The 19427-nt window shown below is 60.7% G+C and carries 23 protein-coding genes; 5 read left to right on the top strand and 18 right to left on the bottom strand.

Features of this window, described 5'->3' with window-relative positions; translation table 11 throughout:
* Positions 1-22: 22 nt before the first annotated feature.
* The 18 genes from VK804_RS32315 to VK804_RS32230 form a co-directional block, all read right to left on the bottom strand.
* A complete protein-coding gene (locus tag VK804_RS32315; RefSeq protein ID WP_325752351.1) occupies positions 23-1288 on the bottom strand; it encodes a CoA transferase in 1266 nt (421 codons plus the stop codon).
* 130 nt (positions 1289-1418) lie between these two features.
* Complete coding sequence (locus VK804_RS32310) at positions 1419-1847, bottom strand: GNAT family N-acetyltransferase (protein ID WP_325752399.1); 429 nt, start codon at positions 1845-1847, stop codon at positions 1419-1421.
* Positions 1848-2059: 212 nt separating this feature from the next.
* On the bottom strand, positions 2060-2500 hold the full coding sequence (locus VK804_RS32305; protein WP_325752350.1) for a portal protein: 441 nt from the start codon (positions 2498-2500) through the stop codon (positions 2060-2062).
* A 583-nt stretch (positions 2501-3083) separates the two neighbouring features.
* On the bottom strand, positions 3084-3482 hold the full coding sequence (locus VK804_RS32300; RefSeq protein WP_325752349.1) for a type II toxin-antitoxin system HicB family antitoxin: 399 nt from the start codon (positions 3480-3482) through the stop codon (positions 3084-3086).
* A gap of 5 nt (positions 3483-3487) precedes the next feature.
* Positions 3488-3676 (bottom strand): type II toxin-antitoxin system HicA family toxin, encoded by a 189-nt coding sequence (locus VK804_RS32295; protein ID WP_325752348.1) that lies wholly within the window; start codon positions 3674-3676, stop codon positions 3488-3490.
* A 139-nt stretch (positions 3677-3815) separates the two neighbouring features.
* Entirely contained in the window at positions 3816-5102 is a 1287-nt protein-coding gene (locus VK804_RS32290; protein ID WP_325752347.1) for a PBSX family phage terminase large subunit, read from the bottom strand.
* Complete coding sequence (locus tag VK804_RS32285) at positions 5065-5322, bottom strand: hypothetical protein (protein ID WP_325752346.1); 258 nt, start codon at positions 5320-5322, stop codon at positions 5065-5067. Before VK804_RS32285 ends, VK804_RS32290 begins: the two co-directional genes overlap by 38 nt.
* Before the next feature lie 468 nt (positions 5323-5790).
* Positions 5791-6147, bottom strand: a complete 357-nt coding sequence (locus VK804_RS32280) for a hypothetical protein (protein ID WP_325752401.1) — start codon at positions 6145-6147, stop codon at positions 5791-5793.
* Between the two features lie 103 nt (positions 6148-6250).
* A complete protein-coding gene (locus VK804_RS32275) occupies positions 6251-7393 on the bottom strand; it encodes a patatin-like phospholipase family protein (RefSeq protein ID WP_325752345.1) in 1143 nt (380 codons plus the stop codon).
* A gap of 371 nt (positions 7394-7764) precedes the next feature.
* Positions 7765-9663, bottom strand: coding sequence for a potassium transporter Kup (locus tag VK804_RS32270; RefSeq protein ID WP_325752344.1), 1899 nt, complete (start codon positions 9661-9663; stop codon positions 7765-7767).
* A 42-nt stretch (positions 9664-9705) separates the two neighbouring features.
* Positions 9706-11034, bottom strand: coding sequence for an MFS transporter (locus VK804_RS32265; protein ID WP_325752343.1), 1329 nt, complete (start codon positions 11032-11034; stop codon positions 9706-9708).
* 192 nt (positions 11035-11226) lie between these two features.
* Complete coding sequence (locus VK804_RS32260; RefSeq protein WP_325752342.1) at positions 11227-11400, bottom strand: hypothetical protein; 174 nt, start codon at positions 11398-11400, stop codon at positions 11227-11229.
* A gap of 47 nt (positions 11401-11447) precedes the next feature.
* Complete coding sequence (locus tag VK804_RS32255; RefSeq protein ID WP_414642876.1) at positions 11448-12941, bottom strand: tripartite tricarboxylate transporter permease; 1494 nt, start codon at positions 12939-12941, stop codon at positions 11448-11450.
* Between the two features lie 62 nt (positions 12942-13003).
* On the bottom strand, positions 13004-13462 hold the full coding sequence (locus VK804_RS32250; RefSeq protein WP_325752340.1) for a tripartite tricarboxylate transporter TctB family protein: 459 nt from the start codon (positions 13460-13462) through the stop codon (positions 13004-13006).
* A 404-nt stretch (positions 13463-13866) separates the two neighbouring features.
* Positions 13867-13992, bottom strand: coding sequence for a hypothetical protein (locus VK804_RS32245; protein ID WP_325752339.1), 126 nt, complete (start codon positions 13990-13992; stop codon positions 13867-13869).
* A gap of 41 nt (positions 13993-14033) precedes the next feature.
* Positions 14034-14219: a hypothetical protein gene (locus VK804_RS32240; protein WP_325752338.1), complete on the bottom strand. Its 186-nt coding sequence runs from the start codon at positions 14217-14219 to the stop codon at positions 14034-14036.
* A gap of 102 nt (positions 14220-14321) precedes the next feature.
* Positions 14322-14483 carry a Flp family type IVb pilin gene (locus tag VK804_RS32235; protein ID WP_325752337.1) on the bottom strand — a complete coding sequence of 54 codons (162 nt, stop codon included), beginning with the start codon at positions 14481-14483 and terminating at the stop codon, positions 14322-14324.
* Positions 14484-14636: 153 nt separating this feature from the next.
* The gene (locus tag VK804_RS32230) at positions 14637-15620 is read right to left on the bottom strand and encodes an ABC transporter substrate-binding protein (RefSeq protein ID WP_325752336.1); all 984 of its coding nucleotides are present in this window, start codon (positions 15618-15620) and stop codon (positions 14637-14639) included.
* 151 nt (positions 15621-15771) lie between these two features.
* Between VK804_RS32230 and VK804_RS32225 the strand changes: the two genes are divergently transcribed.
* Genes VK804_RS32225 through VK804_RS32205 form a run of 5 tightly spaced genes read left to right on the top strand, consistent with a single transcriptional unit; the run spans position 15772 to position 19381 of the window.
* Positions 15772-16659 carry a TauD/TfdA family dioxygenase gene (locus tag VK804_RS32225; protein ID WP_325752335.1) on the top strand — a complete coding sequence of 296 codons (888 nt, stop codon included), beginning with the start codon at positions 15772-15774 and terminating at the stop codon, positions 16657-16659.
* 36 nt (positions 16660-16695) lie between these two features.
* Positions 16696-16974: a hypothetical protein gene (locus VK804_RS32220; RefSeq protein ID WP_325752334.1), complete on the top strand. Its 279-nt coding sequence runs from the start codon at positions 16696-16698 to the stop codon at positions 16972-16974.
* A gap of 50 nt (positions 16975-17024) precedes the next feature.
* Positions 17025-17597, top strand: coding sequence for a DUF1214 domain-containing protein (locus VK804_RS32215; protein ID WP_325752333.1), 573 nt, complete (start codon positions 17025-17027; stop codon positions 17595-17597).
* A 29-nt stretch (positions 17598-17626) separates the two neighbouring features.
* On the top strand, positions 17627-18133 hold the full coding sequence (locus tag VK804_RS32210; RefSeq protein ID WP_325752332.1) for a DUF1254 domain-containing protein: 507 nt from the start codon (positions 17627-17629) through the stop codon (positions 18131-18133).
* A gap of 33 nt (positions 18134-18166) precedes the next feature.
* Positions 18167-19381: a mandelate racemase/muconate lactonizing enzyme family protein gene (locus tag VK804_RS32205; protein WP_325752331.1), complete on the top strand. Its 1215-nt coding sequence runs from the start codon at positions 18167-18169 to the stop codon at positions 19379-19381.
* Positions 19382-19427: the final 46 nt, after the last annotated feature.

Below are 19427 nucleotides of genomic sequence, written 5' to 3'. Positions count from 1 at the left end.
CTGCGGGGGCATCGTTCCAACGTCAGCTGGCCAATACCGTTGCCACCCTTCCAAATACGCCCGCCCCGGCAAGTGCCTCGAGCCGAGCATCGTCATAGCCGAGCTTCCTGCGCAACACCTCCTGTGTGTGTTCACCAAGCAGGGGCGCGGCGACAGGATCTATGATCGACGTCAGGCCGAGATGGATGGGCGATTCGATATTGGGAACGAAGCCCGCGGTCGGGTGAGGAATCTGGCTGATGCGATGGCGCTCGCGCACTTCCGGCGAGTTGAAAGCCTGCTCGACGGTCCGAAGATAGCCGACGGGGATGTTGGCCGCCTTCATCTTCGCCATCCAGTTTTCGCGAGCATCCTGTACAAAAATCCCGGTGAGGATCGCGCGCAGTTTTTCTTTGTTGGCCGATCGCGAGCGCCGGTCACCGAACTCGCCGCTGGCGAGATCAGGGCGGCTGAGTACTTCGACGACGAGGCGGCGATAAAGACGATCATTGGCGCAGGCGATATAGAACGGTGCGTCGGAGGCCTCATAGACGCCGACGGACGGAGACCCGTTCGGGGAGTTGCCCTGACGGCTGGGATTCACGCCAGTCATCAAATAGGCCATGCCGTAAAACTGGGTCATCGCCACCGCAACGTCGAACAGCGCCACCTCGACATGCTGGCCGCGGCCGATCCGATCGCGGGCAAGCAGCGCCAGCAGGATGGCGTTGCAAGCCGACATGCCCGTGAGCATGTCGACCGCGGGCGGTCCGGTCCGCACCGGCGGACCATCCGGAAAGCCGTTTAGCGACATGAATCCGCTCTCGGCTTGCGTGATCGGATCGAAGCCCGGGCGGGACGCAAACGGCCCATTCCTGCCGTAAGCCGAAATCGAGCAATACACCAGGCGAGGATTGGCAGGGCCGACCGATGCATAATCGAGGTCATACTTCTTCATCACGCCGGAGGAGAAGTTCTCGACTACCACATCCGCCCGCGCGATCAATTCCAGCGCGACCGCGCGCGCCTCGGGTTTGGTCAGATCAAGAACGATTCCGCGCTTGTTGCGATTGAGGTTGATAAAAGCGGCGCTTTCGCCAGCCAGATCGGCGTGTTCATAGCTCCGCGTGTCGTCGCCGCCTTCCGGATTCTCGATTTTGATGACCTCGGCCCCGAAATCGGCCAGTGTCTGCGTGCAGGCAGGACCCGCAACCACCCGGGTGAAATCCACGACGAGCAGACCGTCGAGCGCGGTCGGCGCGCCCTTGGTTCGAGGCGCGCGCTTCGGCAATTGCGGTCTGGCAGCCATGATCGTCTCTTCCCTTCCGGTATCGATTGGCGCCAAAGCGGCCGGCGCCAAGCGATTTTAGGGTCTATTTCCAGAAGGGCAACGTCGGCAATCGCTTGAGCGCATGCGCAAATCGCGGCCCACGGCTGTCTCACCCGATTGCCTTGCGCCAATATAGCGTGTTCGGCCAGGCCCAGGGACATCGCGGCCGGTACAATTGATAGCCGGCACGGATGAAATTGTTCGCGGACGCGACATTATCCGTCGTGTCAGATACGATGCTATTCCATCCGTTGTGCCGCGCGCGCAATTCCAACGCGCGCATCAGCCGCAGCTGGAGGGCATTGCCGCAATGCCTTTTCAGGACGCCCACACGGCAGAAATAGCCAGCATTTACTGCGAGTGTCGACGGAACGACGCCGGCAAAGGCAATTGGCAGGTCTTCGTGGTAGGCGAGCCACCAGTGTCCCAAGTCGAATTCCGGAATCGGAGCATCGTCGAAGAATGTCAGCCGATGCAGGTCAGCGAGCGTATCGGCAATTTCGTCGTCCTGTCCGTCAACCTCGCGAATCCTGTACATCGGATCGATCCTTGACATCACGATTCTCGGGACATGCTACTTGAGACATCGTCGGGCCTTCTCAATCTCTGCTTCGGAGATGCCCCTTGCGCGAGCCCAGGATTCCACCGCCGCCTCGCCATATTGCGCAACGGCCTTCCTGACCATCCAGCAAGGAATGGCTTGCGCCGGAACTATGACAAGCAGAGCCGCAACCACCACCATTGTACGTCTCATTTGCCCAGCATGACCTTGACGCCAAGCCAGACTGCCCCGACGAAGCCCGTGACGATATGCAGTGCATCCTTGATGAAGGAATACAGAATCATGAAACCGGGATTCTGCTGCATGAAGACGTGATTGACGTAGTCGGTCTCCTGTTGCGCCGCGGCCTCGTCCTCTGGCCCGACCGGCTCGAAGCGCACCACTTCATCGGATCCGGCAAAGATATCCATCAGCGAGGGCATCAGACCTTCGATGGTGTCGGCGACATCGGTGGAGACCGCGCGCGAACGGCCATCCTGCGCCGGCATGTCCTTGCGCATGTCGCCGAGGTAATAATCCATGGCGTCGGCGCGCTCTTCCATCAGCTGCGCCGCCGAAATCGCCGCCAGCGCGTTGGCCTTTTCGGAGGCCAGCATGGCTTTCAGATCGAGTACCGACATCTTTGACATTCTCGTTCCTTTGGGATCGATCGGGCTTGGCCGTCAATGCGAGGCAATCGCGAGCGGCCTGCAGCATGTTGGCGTAGCCGCTGCCCGATACAAAAAGCCCGCGACCGGTTTCCCGGCGCGGGCTGCAATTTTTCGATGTTGAATATATGCAGGTGATTTGCCCGACGTGTCAAATTTTTCGACGGTTCGGTGCTCGTCTTCAATTGTTAGAGGTAGTCTCGAAAAGAATGGAATCGCAGGCAGAGGTGCCGGCCCGTTTATTCTCGATAAGCAAAACACCTCTGGCCGGCGCCTTCCTTGAAGAAGCACGCTCGAGACGGTAGCTGGTGCGGATCCACGGTTACCGAGTCAGTGGCGTCGTCAAAATAGGAGCAGAAATTCGACCGCTACCCGATGCAAAAAACCCGCGACCGGTTTCCCGGGGCGCGGGCTGAAATTTTCGATGTTGAATATATGCAGGTGATTTGCCCGACGCGTCAAATCGTTCAACGAAGGTCAGCGCCTCTGGCTCAACGCGGATTTGGAGCTTATACGCTGCGACCGCGTCCCTGAGAAAAGCCCGGCAAGTCAGCCGGAAGCAGAACTAAGCTGCCTCTAGCATTGCCTTTTTTGCCGCTTGAGTCAGGAAGCCTGATCTGGAAAGACCATGCGTCTCAGCATATCTGTCGATTTGCTCCAAGATATCGCTGGGAAGCGTGACGTTTACTCGAATAATTTTGGGCGCCTCGGTTTTTACGGCGACCAAGATGGCAACGCCAGATCTATTGTCTGGGTCGGACATAACTTCTTCAAGGCTAGAAGCTTCGGGAATAGCCTCTCCATCCTCAACCAACCCCTCGATATGAAAGGCGAGAGCTTCTTCAGCCATAGCTCGAGCATCATCCAAAGTAGTGCCTGCAGTGACAACACCCGGAAAATCTGGAAACGATACGCCGAAGTGGCTATCTGCTTCCTTATGGATAAGACCAATATATTGACCCATGTCTCTTACCTCAGCTTGAGACCCGATTGCTTTTCGATACTCTTCAATGTCCCGATCGGGATATCCCGTTCAGGGTGCGGAACTGTTACACGGCCCTTTTTAGCAGGGTGCTTGAATTGAACATGGCTTCCCTTTCGGGCCACCTCGGACCATCCATCCCTTTGAAGGACCGAGATAATTTCCCGGCTTTTCATAGTGTGTATAAATACACATTAGCATCTAATTGTCAACACGTAATTTTCCGAATGGTTCCCGAGACGCCAATATTTAGCGATTCCGCTTTTTCCGTAAGCCAGCCAACCAAGCTCAGCAGTTGGACCATGCGCAAAGACTTCACACCCATCCCTGCTCCCGATACTGGATCGGCCGGTTGAAACTCGCTTGCCTTCCCGGCTCCTGGTAGCAGATCGCCATCAGCCCGAGCGCGTCGGCGGCGTGGCTCGACCAGTCGTGTTCGGGGCCGAGGCCGATGTTGCGGGTCTCGTCCTTGCGCTCGTGGTAGAAGCCGATGGCGTCGCGGCCGGGCTCGGTGGTGGCTTCGTTCCACTGGAGTTGCGGACCCAATCGGCGCAGCGCCTCGATCCGCATCATCGCCGCGCCCTTGCCCTGGTTCCTAACCGGCGGCTGGACCGCAAAGCCGGCTTCGCGCAGATGATCCTCGTAGCGCTTGCCGGTGATGTTGTTCTCGTTGACGCCGTCATGCGGCAGATAGAGGATCGCCTGCGCATAGCCATGCGAGCGCAGCCAGTTGACGTGAAACGCCAGCACCTGGCCGACCGACTCGTAATAGTCCAGCACGCGAATCTCTGCGCCGACCCATTGCACGATCCAGATCGTGAAGGCGTCGGCGGAAGCGCCGGAACCGCCGATGTCGATGAAGGCGCGCAGTGGCAGTAGCGGATCGGCGGCGACTTTTCCGATGCGGCCCTGCGCGCTCGCCTCCGACAGCATTTGCGCGAAATAGGCGCCCTCGAATGCCCTCACGTAGTCGCCCTCCCAGATGTGGTCGTAACGATCGGGATAGAGCGACAGGTCGGTCTGGCGCTCGTCTTCCAGCACCGACGGAAACCAGGGATTGTCGCGCCAGTTGGCGTTGACGACGATCGCGCCCGCGGGCCGTTTGGCCCGGAAAAAATCATCTATCGAATCGGAGCGGCGCCTGGGATTCCAGCTGGCCCACAGCTCGGAGGCCTTCGCGCGAATGGTCGGGCGCAGTAGCGAAAGACTGCGCGCGCTCAGATTCTGCGCCTCATCGATCCAGGCGATCCGAAACCCCTCCAGCGATTTTATCGACTCCGAGGTATGATCCTGCATGCCACGAAAGATGATGAGGCCGTCGCCTGGCGTCTCGATCTTGTCGCTGAAGAGCTTGAACTGGCGGCCGAGACCCAGTGCGGCGATCTTGCTTTCGATCAGGCGCTGGCTTGATTGCGCCAGCGTCCGTTGCGCCTCGCGGATGCACACCGCCAGCGTGCCGCGCTCGGCCTGACAGGTTTCCACCAGAAGCTCGCCGAAGAAGTGCGATTTTCCAGAGCCGCGGCCTCCGTGTGCCGCCTTGTAGCGGCCGGGCTTGAGCAGCGGCTCAAAGATTTTCGCTGTTGGGATTTTCAGGATGGACAATGACGCGCTCGATTCTGTGGATCATTTCGAAGGCGCCGTCGCCGCCGTTCTCAATGGCTTGCGGCGCCTTGCCCCAGCCGCGGTCCAGGATGGCGTTGGCCGCCGATACCCGCGCGGCCGCGGTCGCATCCTTCGACCGCATCACGCCGACCAGCACATTGAGCGCGGTCCTGGTGTGGCTGCGGGCCAAAGAGCGAATTTCAGTCAGGGTTTTAGCCATGGGGAATTTGACCTTTCCGGGCACGCCGCGATCGCGCTGGGAACGTTCCGATTGAGAGAGCAACTGGTGCCCAGGCATTTTTCCGGTCTGGCCCTGATTGGCGCGGGGCTTGCCGCCATCGACGATTGTTCCGCCGGGGGCAGCGGGTTCATCGAGCGACTATCATGAGAACCCGTCCCACACGGCGATCGCAACCAGGCCCACCAATGAAAGCGATATCAGATACGCGGTCATCTCTACCTCCATCCAGAAGTACGCGATTGCTCATCGCCGGGCTTGAGCAGCAAAATGAAGCTCGGACGGCAGCGCGCTGTGACGCCTGGCGACTAGCGCTCTACGGGAGAGTGGTGCGCCCGCGGCTGCCGTCCGATTCGAAAACCGCCAATGAAAAAACCCGCGGCCAGTCTCCCGGCGCGGGCTTTAGAATTCTTGCGAGGTTGTAGATATGCAGGTGATTTGCCCGACGTGTCAAACTTTCTCAGCAATCAGGCCTGTTCCTGCGGCGACTGATTCGCGCCTGCCACTGGCTGTATCTTCTGGCGTTGGACAACGCCACTGCGTGTCAACGGGCTCGGTGACATGCGGCGGTCGTCTGACGAAAAAGCCCGCGACCGATTTCCCGGGGCGGGCATCAATTTCTGGGATGATGAAGATATGCCGGTGATTTGCCCGACGTGTCAAATCCTTTTGGCCACCCCAATTCCTTACCGCATGAAGCGGCGTCCTGATCCTGAGCTGATTGGCCGGCTTCGGCACCAAGGCGATCTCGGCCCTCACGCCGAACAGGCGGTTGTCGTTGTCGTCCATGCGGTCGAGAACCGACATGCACCACGCGGCACACCGAACCCGCGAGCGCGGCGCTTGGGCCTCGCCGCGCGGGGCGGCTACGCCTCGTGAACGCGTTCGCTCGGCCGCAGCCGCTCTGCGCTCAGTTATGCGCCTGAGTCACCAATTCCATCCCCGGCGGAGCCTTTGCCCAGGAATAGTTGTGACTTGCCAGATCGTATCCGCGGTTAAAGAGCGCGATCATGTATTTCTGGTCAAACGGCTCGTCGCTGGTGTCGGTGAAGTCGGCTGGAATGCTCGCAAGGTTAAAATCGATGCCGTCTTGCCTGGTCACGGAATAGATCCGATAGAGATCTCCGATCCCCTGATTCTTGATCAGCGTTGAGATCGAGCGTTGCGTAACCGACACGACATTGTCGTTGACCGATTGCCATTCGGGATCGATTTTTCCGTTCCTGATCACGAACAATCTCGGCTTCGCGGCTGCCCTCCCGGCCTTTTGATCGTGGCCCACGAACGAGAATACTGAGGGAGCGATAAATACCTGCCTGGTGACACCGCCATCGACATGCAGCTCGTCATAATTCTGTCCGCCGACCCGTACCTGAATCCGCACCGGCGGGAAAACTCCGGGAAGCGTCGCCGACGCCAGCAATATCTTGCGAAACAGGTTGATCGCGTCGCGATTTCTGCTCATCGCGATCCGGCCCATGTCCCACAATACCGGCCTCTGGGTATCGAGGTTGGTGGTGCCGATCAGCAGGATGCGACCCTTGATCCGCTCTCCGGCAATTTCCTGCAGAAACGCCGCATCGACATATTTCTCGATCAATCGGGCCAGCGGAGCATCGTCCGCCAGTGCGGCTCCTTCGAGCAACCCGGACACGTTGTAGGTAAAAATGTCCTTGCGTCCGTATTTGGTGAAAATCTCGCGCAGCTGATTATCGTGTTCGCGCCCGAGGAAAACAAACGGAGCGATCAGCGCGCCGGAGCTGACACCGGTGACCAGGTCGAACTTCGGCCGCGTGCCGGCGTCGCTCCAGCCGACCAACAGGCCGGCGCCGAAGGCGCCGTCCTCGGCGCCGCCGGAGATGGCGAGCAGGTTGGAAACCTGCTGGTGCCTTTCAACCGACAGGGAGGCAGATGTTCCCGCTTTCGGCGCGTCTGCCATCATGATCGCGTGGATATCCTGGGCCGATGCGTCGCCCCAGAAACGTATGTCGTGAAATCCCTCGAGCTCAAGCTGGCCGGCACTGGCTTGCGGCAAGGCGTTGCGCGGAGCCATCGTTGCGCATCCGGCCGTCAGAAAGATCGACGAGCTTATCAAGCCAAGACGCAATGCTGACCGCAGCAGGCGCCAGGGGCGCCCGCGTTGCACAGAATTCGGACCGTGCAAGAATTGCCGATGCCGGCAGAACCCCGATCCCTTCTCGTCTCGAAAGGACCTACTCAACGCAGCGACCGCAGCGGCATTTTTGAAAGATCACCCCGTTCGAGGCTACCCTGCCCCGAGCGCACGCACTTCAGTTATGGCGCGGCGGCGGATGAATGTTCGATTTAGGGTATTATCACGGCGAAGTTGGAAAGCCTGCGAAAAACCCGGAAAACAAGCAGCTTCGGCGCCAATCCGCCAAGCGAGCCCCGCGGTCACCCACGCTAGATCGCGATCTGCCGGCCGATCTCGACGACCTGATCGCTGGGGAGGCTGAAGAAGTCGCTGACATGAGCGGCATTGCGCTCCATCACCGCGAAGATTTTCTCCTGCCAGGCAGGCAAGCCCGTGCCGTCCTCGCGGCCGATCACCGTCTCGCGTCCCACATAATAGGTCACGTCGGCGAGGTCGACGGTGCAGCCCAGCGATTTGCCGGCGGCGAGCAGTTCCGGAATGTTCGGCCGCTCCATGAAACCGAAGCGCGCATCCGCGCGCCAGAAGTTCGGCGCGACTTCCTCGATCGAGATGCGGCTGCGCGAGGAGACCCACGGCACCGAAAGGATTTGGACATTCAGCACGAACAGATGCTCATGCAGCGCGCGGTTATGCTTGACATGCCAGATCATGACCGGCGGCGTATCCCGCTCGGTTCGGGTCGGGAACACCGCCGTGCCGGGAACGCGCGGGATGTTTTTTTCGGCGATCCTGGCCATGAATTCCGGGACCGGAATCAGCGCTTCATGCAGCCGTGCCGCGATGGCTTCTGAGCCGCGGTGCCAGATCCACATCATGCCGTAGACGGAGACCGCTAGGATCAACGGCACATATCCGCCTTCAGCAACCTTGGTGAGATTGGCCAAAAAGAAGGCACTATCGATGATGAGAAAGAAACCCGCGACCGAGCCGGCCGCCCACGGGCTCCAGCCCCAGATCTCGCGCATCGCGATGAAAAGCAACGCGGACGTCATCAGCATCGTCAGCGACACCGCAATGCCGTAGGCGGAGGCCAGATTGTCGGATTTGCCAAAGCCTATCGTAAGCCCGATGGTCACGAGCATCAGCAGCCAGTTGACGGCCCCGACATAGATTTGCCCGTAGCCCTCGGACGAGGTCTGCTTGATCTGCAGTCTTGGCAGCCAGCCGAGTTGGATCGCCTGCCGTGTCATCGAGAACGCACCGGTGATGATCGATTGGCTGGCGATGATCGTTGCGACCGTCGCCAGCACGATCACCGGGATCAGCAGGATGGCGGGGCAAAGCCTGAAGAAAATATTGCCGTCGGTCGGCGCGCCTTCGAGCACCAGCGCCGCCTGGCCCGCGTAGTTCAGGATCAGGCTTGGAAACACGACGGCGAACCAGGCCATTTTAATGGGCCCCCTGCCGAAATGACCCATATCGGCGTAGAGCGCCTCGGCGCCGGTGACGCAGAGGAACACCGCGCCCAGCACCAGGAAGCCGGTCGACCCGTTGGAGAACAGATAGGACAGGCCGTAAACAGGATTGAGCGCGGCAAACACCGTGGGATGCTGTACGATGCCCCATATTCCCATGACGGCCATGGTGGCGAACCAGAGCAGCATTACCGGCCCGAACAGATGGCCGATCGCTGCCGTTCCCCGCGACTGGATCGCAAACAACGCCAGCAGGATCGCAACCGCTGAAGGAACGACATAGGGCTGCACCGCTGACGTCACCATGTTCAGGCCCTCCAGCGCCGACAGCACCGAAATCGCCGGCGTGATCGCTCCATCGCCATAGATCAAGGCCGCTCCGAACAGGCCGACCGCGACGATCGTCGGCCGGTTCTGCTTCTTCACTCCCAACAGCGCCATCAGCGCCAGGATGCCGCCCTCGCCGTCATTGTCGACACGCATGGCGAACGAGACGTATTTTACCGTCGTGATGATGAAGAGCGTCCACAGCACGAGCGAGAGCACGCCCAGCACAACGGCTGCGTTCGACGAGGTCTCCGTGGCGCCGAGGATGGCCTTGAAAGTGTAGAGCGGGCTGGTGCCGATATCGCCGAACACAATGCCGAGCGCCGACACGGCGAGAATGGGCAGCTTGCCCTGCGGAGGTTCTCGCCCGCTTTCGACGGCAACCAGTGAGGAAGTTTCGCTCAATTGATCCCTTGCCCCAATCGCCGCTCGTGAAAGGTATGGATGCTAATCGACCGCACGGCTTGCTGGTTCCATTGCACCGAATTCCAGGTTGGGCGCCTGCCCATCGGCGGTGGCAATCAGGTGCCTGGGCACCAGCAGCAGGGCCGGCAGTATCAAGGCGTAGACCACCGTGATCGCAACGACGCAAACCGTAAAGCCGCCGTAGCGATCGTAAAGGTTGGTTCCGAGAACATCGCCAAATCGCACGACAACATAATAAAGACTGTACGACATCATCAGCGTCGTCCCCTGCAAGCCCCGCGGGCAGGAGCGAATGATCAGGTCCAGATAGGCCCCGGTGGCAAGACCGCCCATCAGGCCGATCGGCACGGCTGCGATCAGAGCCTGCGCTACCGTATGGATGAAGAGCAACGGCACCATCTGCGGGACGGCGAAGACCGTTCCCCACCACAGCAGCGTCTTCAGCGGATATTTGCGGCAGAGCAGTCCATACACGATGAACGTCGGAATGAAGGATGCGGCGAAGATGGCGTTCCACAGCCCCCATTGACCGTCGGTGGCGTGCAGGGTGTTCTGCAGATGATACTGCAGCGGCGTCACCGAGCCGGGCGCGAAATTCCAGAGCACCCAGATCAGCATCGCCGGATAAATCGGCCAGTGCCGCACCAGCCGCTTGATATCCCGCATCGGATGACTGCCCGATCCGTTCTCGGCGCGGATATTGTCGAACACCGCGCGCGGCCGCCACAGCGCATAAAGCGAAATTGCGCCCATGATCGCGGCGCCGGCGAGAAACAGGATCCGAACCGCCTGATCCGGGCTTTTTTCTTCCAGCATGCCGCTCAGCGTTCCGCCGATTAGTAGCGCGGCGAACGTAGGAATCGACAGGAAAACGTTCCAGGCCGCGCTGACCTGACCGGTCATCGCGTGCTGCTGACCGATCACCGAGGTTAGTCCGTTCTGGGCGCTGGAGACGAAGAGGAACGACGCCGTCAGTACAATGACCGCGACGAGCAGCGTCGCATAGCTCATGGGCGCGAACGCAAAAAGCAGGTAGAGCAAAGCCGTTATGCCGCCAAACAGCAACATGTATCCGCGGTCCTTCATCCCGAGCGGGTTCCACATGTCGCGGATGAATCCGAAAACAAACGACAGATAAAGCGGGATTGCCGCCAAGACCCGGAAATTGGCGACTTCGTGCGCGGTCAAATGCAGTCTGTTCTTGAGAAAGAAGCTGATTGGAATATCGATCAGGCCGCCCGCCGGGCTCCCAAACGCGAGCAGAATGATCAGGATTCCCAAATAGAGAAAGATGGTCTGCCGCACCGTGGGCGGCAAGTCGACGACGGCTGCGGAACGGTCGATCTTCATTGCGGACGAACTACCCCTTCGAGCGGCAATGCAGCACCGTAACCGCCCCGAGAGCAATTTGATAGTTGTGAGTGCGGAGCACCCAGGCCGATCCCAATTCCGCAGGATGCACATCCGCGAAGATCCGCTGGTCACGAACCGGATCAGCACAACGGCATCAAGAGACGATCGGGGGATGGCTTGACGGGCGACCTATGGGACCAGAAACATCGCGATCACCGCGCTGGCGATCAATGCCGAATGACGGATTGCCGTTCGCGTGAGCCCGATGTCATTGTGGGCGACATGTCCGAGCATCATCGCAACGAGCGCCGCGGAAGCGGCCAGGGCTGTAAGCCCGATCAAGAAGCCGAGGCGTATTCTCATCAGCTGGGGATCTCCAGCGCGGACCTTTCAGCGCCGAACACCTGCTGTTACTCCGCCAGTTCCGAATATGGCGTGGTCGGCACCTGGGCCTCGATCGCCTTTTCTTCCGCAATGATCTTCGGCTTGCGCAGCCAGACATAGATCTGGGCCGAAATCAGCACGACGCAAATGAATAGAAAGAATGCGCTGATCGGGCGGTCGATGAAGGTCATCAGATCGCCGCGCGAGATCAACAGGCTGCGCCGGAAGTTTTCCTCGAAGCGCGGTCCCAGCACGAAGCCGAGCAGAATCGGCGCCGGATGAAAATCCAGCCGCAGCAGGATGTAGCCGATCACGCCAATGAACAAGGTCTCGCCGACCTGGAACATGTCGTTGTTGGCGGCATAGACGCCGATGCAGACGAAGAACATCGCGCTCGGATAGAGGTAGCGATAGGGGATGCTCAACAACTTCACCCATAGCCCGATCATCGGCACGTTGAGGATCACCAGCAGGATGTTGCCGATCCAGAAGCTCGCGATCAGGCCCCAGAAGATGTCGGCATGTTGACTGATCAGTTGCGGACCGGGAACGATGCCGTGAATGATGAGCGCGCCCAAGAGCAGCGCCATCACGGTATCGCCGGGAATACCGAGACTCATGGTCGGGATGAAGTCGCCCTGCACCGAGGAATGCGTTGAAGCCTCGGGGCATGCGACCCCCTCGATCGCACCGTGACCGAACCGCTCCGGCGTCTTCGATATCTTTTTCTCGGTGGCGTAGGACACAAAGGACGCAATCGTCGGTCCGGTCCCCGGAATCAGCGCACAGAGGCTGCCGAGAAGGGTGCCGCGGATCATCGGCCAGAACGATTTCTTTAGATCGGCCTTCGACGGAAACATGTCGGAGATGCCGACCTTGGCGTATCGCAGGTCGACATCTTCGGTATTGTTGATGCTGTTCATGAACTCGGCGATACCGAACATGCCGAGCGCCAGCGCGATGATCTCGACGCCGTCGAACAGTTCGGTGATGCCGAAGGTGAAGCGGGGTTGCCCGGTCTCGATGTCGGAACCGACGATGCCGACCAGCAGGCCGAGAACCGTCATCGCGATGCCCTTGAGCGGCGATCCCTTCGCCAGCGTCGAGCCCGCCAGCAGACCCACCAGCATCAGCGAACAGACCTCTGCGGGCCCGAATTCGAGCGCCACCTTGACCAGGAACGGCGCCAGGAAAATCATCTCGGTGATGCCGAAGGACGCGCCGACGAAGGCGGCGATAATGGTGATGCCGAGCGCGGTGCCGCCCTTGCCCTGTTTGGTCAGCGGGAACCCGTCCAGACACGTCACGGCGTGCGGCGGGTGGCATGGAAGATTCAAGAGAATCGAGCAGATCGCCCCGCCATACTGGGCACCGTAATAGACGCCGGACAGCATCAGGATCGCCGGCACCGGCGGCATTCCAAAGGTCAACGGCAGCAAGATCGAGATCGTCGCGACCGGGCCCATTCCGGGCAGCACCCCGACGAGATTGCCGACCAGCACACCGAGGAAGCAGTACATCAAATTGTGCGGCTCGAGCGCTACGCCAAAGCCGTACCAGAGATCGGTAATCGCCGTTGAGATCACAGGTTGAACCCTCGTAGCAGCGGGAACGGGATGCTCAGCAGGTAATGGAACAACAGCACACCGAACACCGTGACGCCGGCCGCCAGGATGAGTGAGGATTTATAGGTGGCGGTCTTGTCGCCGAGCGCACAGACAAAGACGCAGGCGAACACCGCCGGGATCATGCCGCCGTACTGCCCCAGGATGATGAAAAGGATGGGGCCGCCAATGATGCAGAGCCAACCGAACCATTGCGGATGTTCCGGCAGGAACTTCTTGTCGTCGGGTTCCGATGACCCCAGCGCGGTACCGGCGATCAGGATACCGAGAAAGGCAAGCACGATTCCGAGCACGACCGGCATGAATCCCGGCCCCATCCGGGCGAGGCTGCCGAACTTGTAGCCGGTACCGGTCACGGCGGCCCCGACACCGAGCAGCAACATCAGCGCGCCTGCATAATAATCACGTTTTATCATGAATTTCGCCGGCAACAGGCGGTCCTCCCGAATGGTCTTTGGGCGGGACCCTACCTGCAGAGGCGCTGCCTGTCGATATAGTCGGGGACCCCGATCGACGGCCGCCAGCGAACGAAAATACCGGTTGTCTGCTGGCCGTCATGCCCAACAAGGCAGCACCGGCATTCGCAGCGACTGCGACAGCCCGCAGGCGGTCGAGTTGCGGCCTATCGGAAGCGATTCAATGGCCCGCAACGCCTCTGGTAGTGCGTAAAGTCCGGCACTTTGCGACCGGGCGGCGAGCGGGAAATGGAGGACAACCGGCGATCAAACCCGATACGAGGAGGGCGCGGGCATTCTCGGTCTCAGCCAAGCGGTCGCGCAAATCTGCGACACTTTGGCCCATGCGCCCGATGTGGCGCGGGCTACTCGCTGGCGAATTCGGTCGGCGCCGGGCGCGAGAAGCCGCCGGAAACCTGGGATGCGATCAGGAATGCCACCACCACCGCGGGCACGCTTATCAGCCTCAGGAATTGATCCACCGAAAGCATCGTCTTCGTCCCCCAAAAACGCCGGCGCCGAAAGGCTGAAATCAATTCACCCGTTGCGCGGCCTGCCGATCGCTGGTCAGAATCTGATCCGTATAGGCCGCCCCGGAAATCGTGAGCAGCGCCAGAATCGAAATTACGGCCAACGTCCTCATGCCGGGATCGTCGTTTTGGATTGTGGCCAAAAACGTCAGAGCTTGGCGCGTTTTCTGGACGAACCAGAGAAACAATCGTGGCCCCATGCCTGTTTGGATGACCTTCGCCGCCGTGGGTGACAGGGTTTCGTTCCTGGAGGGCCAGCCCTCCAGAGATCCGCCACGCGATGCTGCCCGCTACTTCAACGAGCTGTTGATGGAGGTGAACTTGGTGTTCAGCCTGGTGCCAAGGCCGTCCACGATGCTGATGATCGCAAGCGAGATGCCCGCGGCGATCAAGCCATATTCGATGGCGGTCGCGCCGGTTTCGTCCCTCAAGAATTTCAAGAGCAATCGCATTGGAACCCCCAATTTCTTTCCAAACACCTTCTGGATCGAAACGCGGGATTCTCTCGCGGCCCTCCCTGCTTAGGGCAGCCGCATTGATCGCAGCCTAATGAAGAAGGTAAACAGGATTGTAATTTGACTCCTCTCGACGGCCGCCGGCCGCCTTCATTCGATCACCTCGTCGGCGCGCAACAGCACCGAGGACGGCACGCTCAAGCCGAGCGACCTGGCGGTCGCAAGATTGAGAATGGTCGTGAACCGGGTCGCCTGCTCGACCGGCAAGTCGGCCGGTTTGGCGCCCTTCAGGATCTTGTCCACATAGGTCGCCGCGCGCCGAAACATGTCGGGAAAGTCGACTCCATAGGCTAGCAGGCCACCGGCCCCGGCAAAATCCAGAAAGCCGCAGGAATAGAGACCGTGCTTCAAGGCGAGCGCCGCCACCGCCTTGGCCTCGCCGATCAGCATCGCATCGTCGAATACGATCAGCGCCCGAACGCGTTTTGCCGCCATGGCCGCGAAGGCGGCTTCGAACTCGCTGGGTGAACGCGCGTCGAATTGGTGCAGCTCCAGTTCGAGCGACTGGGCGACTTGGGTGACTTGGCGCAGCACCGGCTCGTTCATCTGATTGTCCGGATTGAGCAGCACTCCGACGTCCACCAAGTCGGGTATGGTTTCCTTGAGCAGTTCGAGTCGTTTGGCGTTCAGTTCGGGCTGGAAATATGTGAGTCCAGTGACATTGCCGCCGGGCCGCGCCAGGCTCGCCACCACGCCGGTCGCCACCGCATCGCCAACGACGGCGATCACGATCGGGATCGTCGAGGTCGCCTGCTTGGCGGCCATCACCCCCGGGGTACCATGGGTGACGATCACATCGACGTCGAGATGGATCAGTTCCGCCAGCAGCGCCGGCAACCGCTCGTAGTTGCTGTCGGCCCAGCGGTACTCGATGATGATATCCCGCCCCTCGTGATAACCGAGATCGCGCAAGCCGTCGCTAAACGCCTTGGTGCGTTTGGGCAGGCTGTCGGCGGAAGGCAGTCCCAGGAATCCGACGCGAAACACTTTTGAGGACTCAGCGCGGAGAGCACCCGACCGCAACGTCATGGCTGCGGCGACGCCGAGAAGTCCAACAAACTCGCGTCGCAGCATTGGCGTTACCCCGAGCCCAGACGGTCCGTATACCCGCCGGTTTTTAGCCAGTCGGCATAGCAGTGTATATGAAATTGAGGCCTCCCCTATCGTTGCCGCCCGAGCAGTTTTGCCCTAACGTCGCGCAAACAAAAACGGGGAGGATTTTCCGATGGACGTGATCCCGCTGGGTCCGGGGTTCGCCGCCGAGTTGCGCGGCGTGACGCTTGCGGATGTAGCCTGCGACGATGCCGCTTATGCGGCCGCGCGCGCGGCTTTCGAGGAACATTCGGTTCTGGTGTTTCGCGACCAGGAAGTCACCGACGAACTCCAACTCGCCTTTTCGCGCCGCTTCGGACCGCCTGAAGTGACCAAGGTCGGCTCGCAGGGCGAGGGATCGCATTTCGTGATCCTCTCTACCATCGGCCCCGACGGAAAAGTCGTTCCCGCCGATCACCGGCTGTCCCTGCGCAACAAGGCCAACCAGCTTTGGCATACGGATGCTTCCTTTAAGCGCGTGCCGGCACTGACCTCGATCCTTTCGGCGCGCGTCATTCCGGCTGAAGGCGGCGAGACCGAATACGTCTCGACCCGGCTCGCCTTCGAGCGGCTCGATGCCGGCATGCGCGAGAAGCTCGAGAATTACTTTGCCTGGCACGACTATGCGTATTCGCGAAGCCAGATCGCGCCCGGCCTCGCAACCCCCGAGGAGCGCGCAGCGCTGCCGCCGCAATGCTGGCGCATGGTGTGGAGGAATCCCGTCAACGGCCGCGGCGCGATCTACCTTGCCTCGCACGCCTATGGGGTCGACGGCATGGAGCCGGCGGCGGGAAAGCGGCTGATCGACGAGTTGATGACGCTCGCGACCGCGCCCGGCGCGAGCTATCTGCACCCATGGCGCAAGGGCGACGTCGTGATGTGGGACAATCGCGCCACCATGCACCGTGGGCGACCGTGGCCGGCGCACGAGGCGCGCCTGATGGTGCGCACGACGATCTCGGCGACCGAGGCCGACGGCGTCGGCACCATGCGCTCGCCGTCGTCGCAGGCGGCGGAGTAGCGGCGAGCATGTGGCCATAGCGCGCGCGAATTTCCGATGGCCATGAATGCAAGAGCAGGAAATCAGTCAGGCAAGCTTACGCCGTGGAAGATTCTCGTCTGTATTGCCATTGCGATATTCGCGGCCTATCAGCTCTACGAGTGGTATGAAACCGGGCGCATCTATGCTCGCAAGTTTGGGCCCGAGCACTACGTTTCCTACGCGGAACACCCCGTCCTCTTCACCTGCGCCGCGGTGATCTATGTCAGTTCGTTCCTGCTGTTCGGTGGCGGCCTGCTCGTGATGCTCATCAACAACATCCGCAGCCGGCGATAGGACGAGCCCATGGCGCTTGACGGAACAACGTCGGAAGGGTCGGCATCGAGATGCTTCGAACTCTGAAGGTATTGCTGACGCTGATCGCCGGTATCGCGCTGGGACTGGCCACGACATGGGCGACTGTCATTCACCCCAACGGGAGCGGTGGTGTTGCCGACGGTCCCTGGCGCACCAGCCTCGCAGCGGGGTCGAGCGAAGGCGGTCCCTATCTTCGCGCCTATGTCGCGGTGCATGCGTTGCTTGCGCTCAGCCGCGCGGAGACGATTTATTACAACGCATCGGAAGACAGCGAGGGCCATGCGCTGGATGGCCATTGTTCCTACCGAATCGAGGGGCGCGACCCACCCGCGCGGTGGTGGAGCATCACCGCCTACGGCGCCGATGATTTCCTGATACCCAACCCGGTGGATCGCTACTCCGTCTCGATGAATTCGGTCGCGCGTCACGCCGACGGAAGCTTTGCTGTCACGCTGTCGAAGGCGCAGGCCGAAGCCAACTGGATTCCGGTGGCCGCCGGACGCTTCGACCTGATGATCCGGCTCTACAATCCGGAAGCCTCCGTCGCCGCCGATCCCACGCATCCTGCTCTGCCCACCATCATGAAGGTGGCCTGCGAATGATCGCGAGGGGCTGGAAATGGATTGCAGCCATGCTGCTGGTGGCCGCGGTGGTACATGGCGCAACCGTGTTGTTGCTGCCGCGCTTGATCATGCTCCGCACCATGAACGGGATCACCAAGACGGCGGGGGCTTCCAATGCCATTCTGCACGGCCCGCGCGCGACGTGGCGCTCGCGCACGGTGGTTCGCCCCTCCCCGGACCTTTTGTATTCGATTTGCGTCTACGACCTCCGCGTGGCCGGCGCTGTCCGAGTCTCCACCCATGACATGCCGCAGACCTATTGGTCGGTATCGGTATTCGACGCCGACACCAACAACTTCTACGCAATCAACGACCAGCAGGCAAAGTCAGGTGCTGCTGATTTCATCCTGATGCCGCAAGGAAAGCCCACCGAGGCGAGCCGGTTGCCCGTGGTCGCGGCCCCGACCAATCGCGGCATCGTGCTGTTTCGCACGCTGGTCAATGATGAGGCCGATGTTGCCCAGATCGACGCCGCCCGCCACAATGCGGCCTGCGAGCCCTATAAGACCGAGTAAAGCCTCCCCGGCTCGCCCAAAAAAGGAAACGCCATGACAAAGGATTCGAAGGTAAGAAGCGTCGAACTGCTGGCCTGCGACGCCGGTTGGCGCAACTACCATTTCGTCAAGATCACGACCGAAAGCGGCATTGTCGGCTGGAGCGAATTCGACGAAGGTTTTGGCTCGCCCGGTGTGGGTGCTGCAATACAGCGTCTCGCGGCGCGGGTCGTGGGACAGAACGCCTTTGCGCATGAGCGCATCTACGCGGAGCTTTTTTCGGCAACCAGGCCGGCGGCCGGCGGCGTTGTGGCGCAGGCGCTCGGTGCGATCGAAAACGCCCTGCTCGACGCAAAGGCAAAACTGCTCGGGGTGCCCTGCTACGAACTGCTCGGCGGCAAGATCCGCGACCGCATCCGGGTGTACTGGTCGCATTGCGCCACCTGGCGCATCAACCATCCCACCTGGTACAAGCCGGCGATCACCGATCTCGACGGCGTCAAGGCGATCGGCCGCGAAGTGCGCGAGAAGAAATTCACCGCGCTGAAAACCAACATCTTCACCTATGACGACGGCAAGCCGACGGGCTGGCGACCGGGCTTCGGCGTGCCCTTCCAGCCCGAGATCAATGTCGATCGCAGGGTGCTACGCGACCTGCGCATGCATCTGGAAGCGATCCGCGACGGCGCAGGTCCCGATATCGATATCCTGCTCGACCTCAACTTCAATGCCAAGACCGAAGGCTATCTGAAGATCCTGCGCGCCATCGCCGACCTCGATATGTTCTGGATCGAGATCGACAGCTTTAGCCCGGAAGCGCTGGGCTATATCAGGCGGCAAAGTCCGCATCCGATCTCGTCCTGCGAGACGCTGCTGGGCTTGCGTGAATTCCTGCCCTATTTCCGCGAGCAGGCTGTCGATGTCGCGATCATCGATACGCCCTGGAACGGCGTATGGCAGTCGATGAAGATCGCGGCCAGCGCCGAACATCACGAGGTCAACGTCGCGCCGCATAATTTCTACGGCCACCTCTGCACCATGATGAACGCCCATTTCAGCGCGGCGGTGCCGAATTTGCGGATCATGGAGACCGACATCGACCGGCTGGCCTGGGATCACGAGCTCTTCACCCACGTGCCGGAATTCGTCGACGGCTATCTCGTGATGCCGGACCGGCCCGGCTGGGGCACCGAGCCCAATGAAGAGGGTCTCAAAGCCCATCCGCCGAAGGGCGTCGGCGGACTGCTCAATTATGGCCGCAAGCCCTGAAGGCTGTTTGTCCACGCAGGCGGGCGGATGAAGGCAGGACCCGGTC

The sequence above is a fragment of the Bradyrhizobium sp. genome (assembly GCF_035484855.1).
GTDB lineage: Bacteria > Pseudomonadota > Alphaproteobacteria > Rhizobiales > Xanthobacteraceae > Bradyrhizobium.
This window is presented reverse-complemented; position numbering and strand designations above follow the sequence as displayed.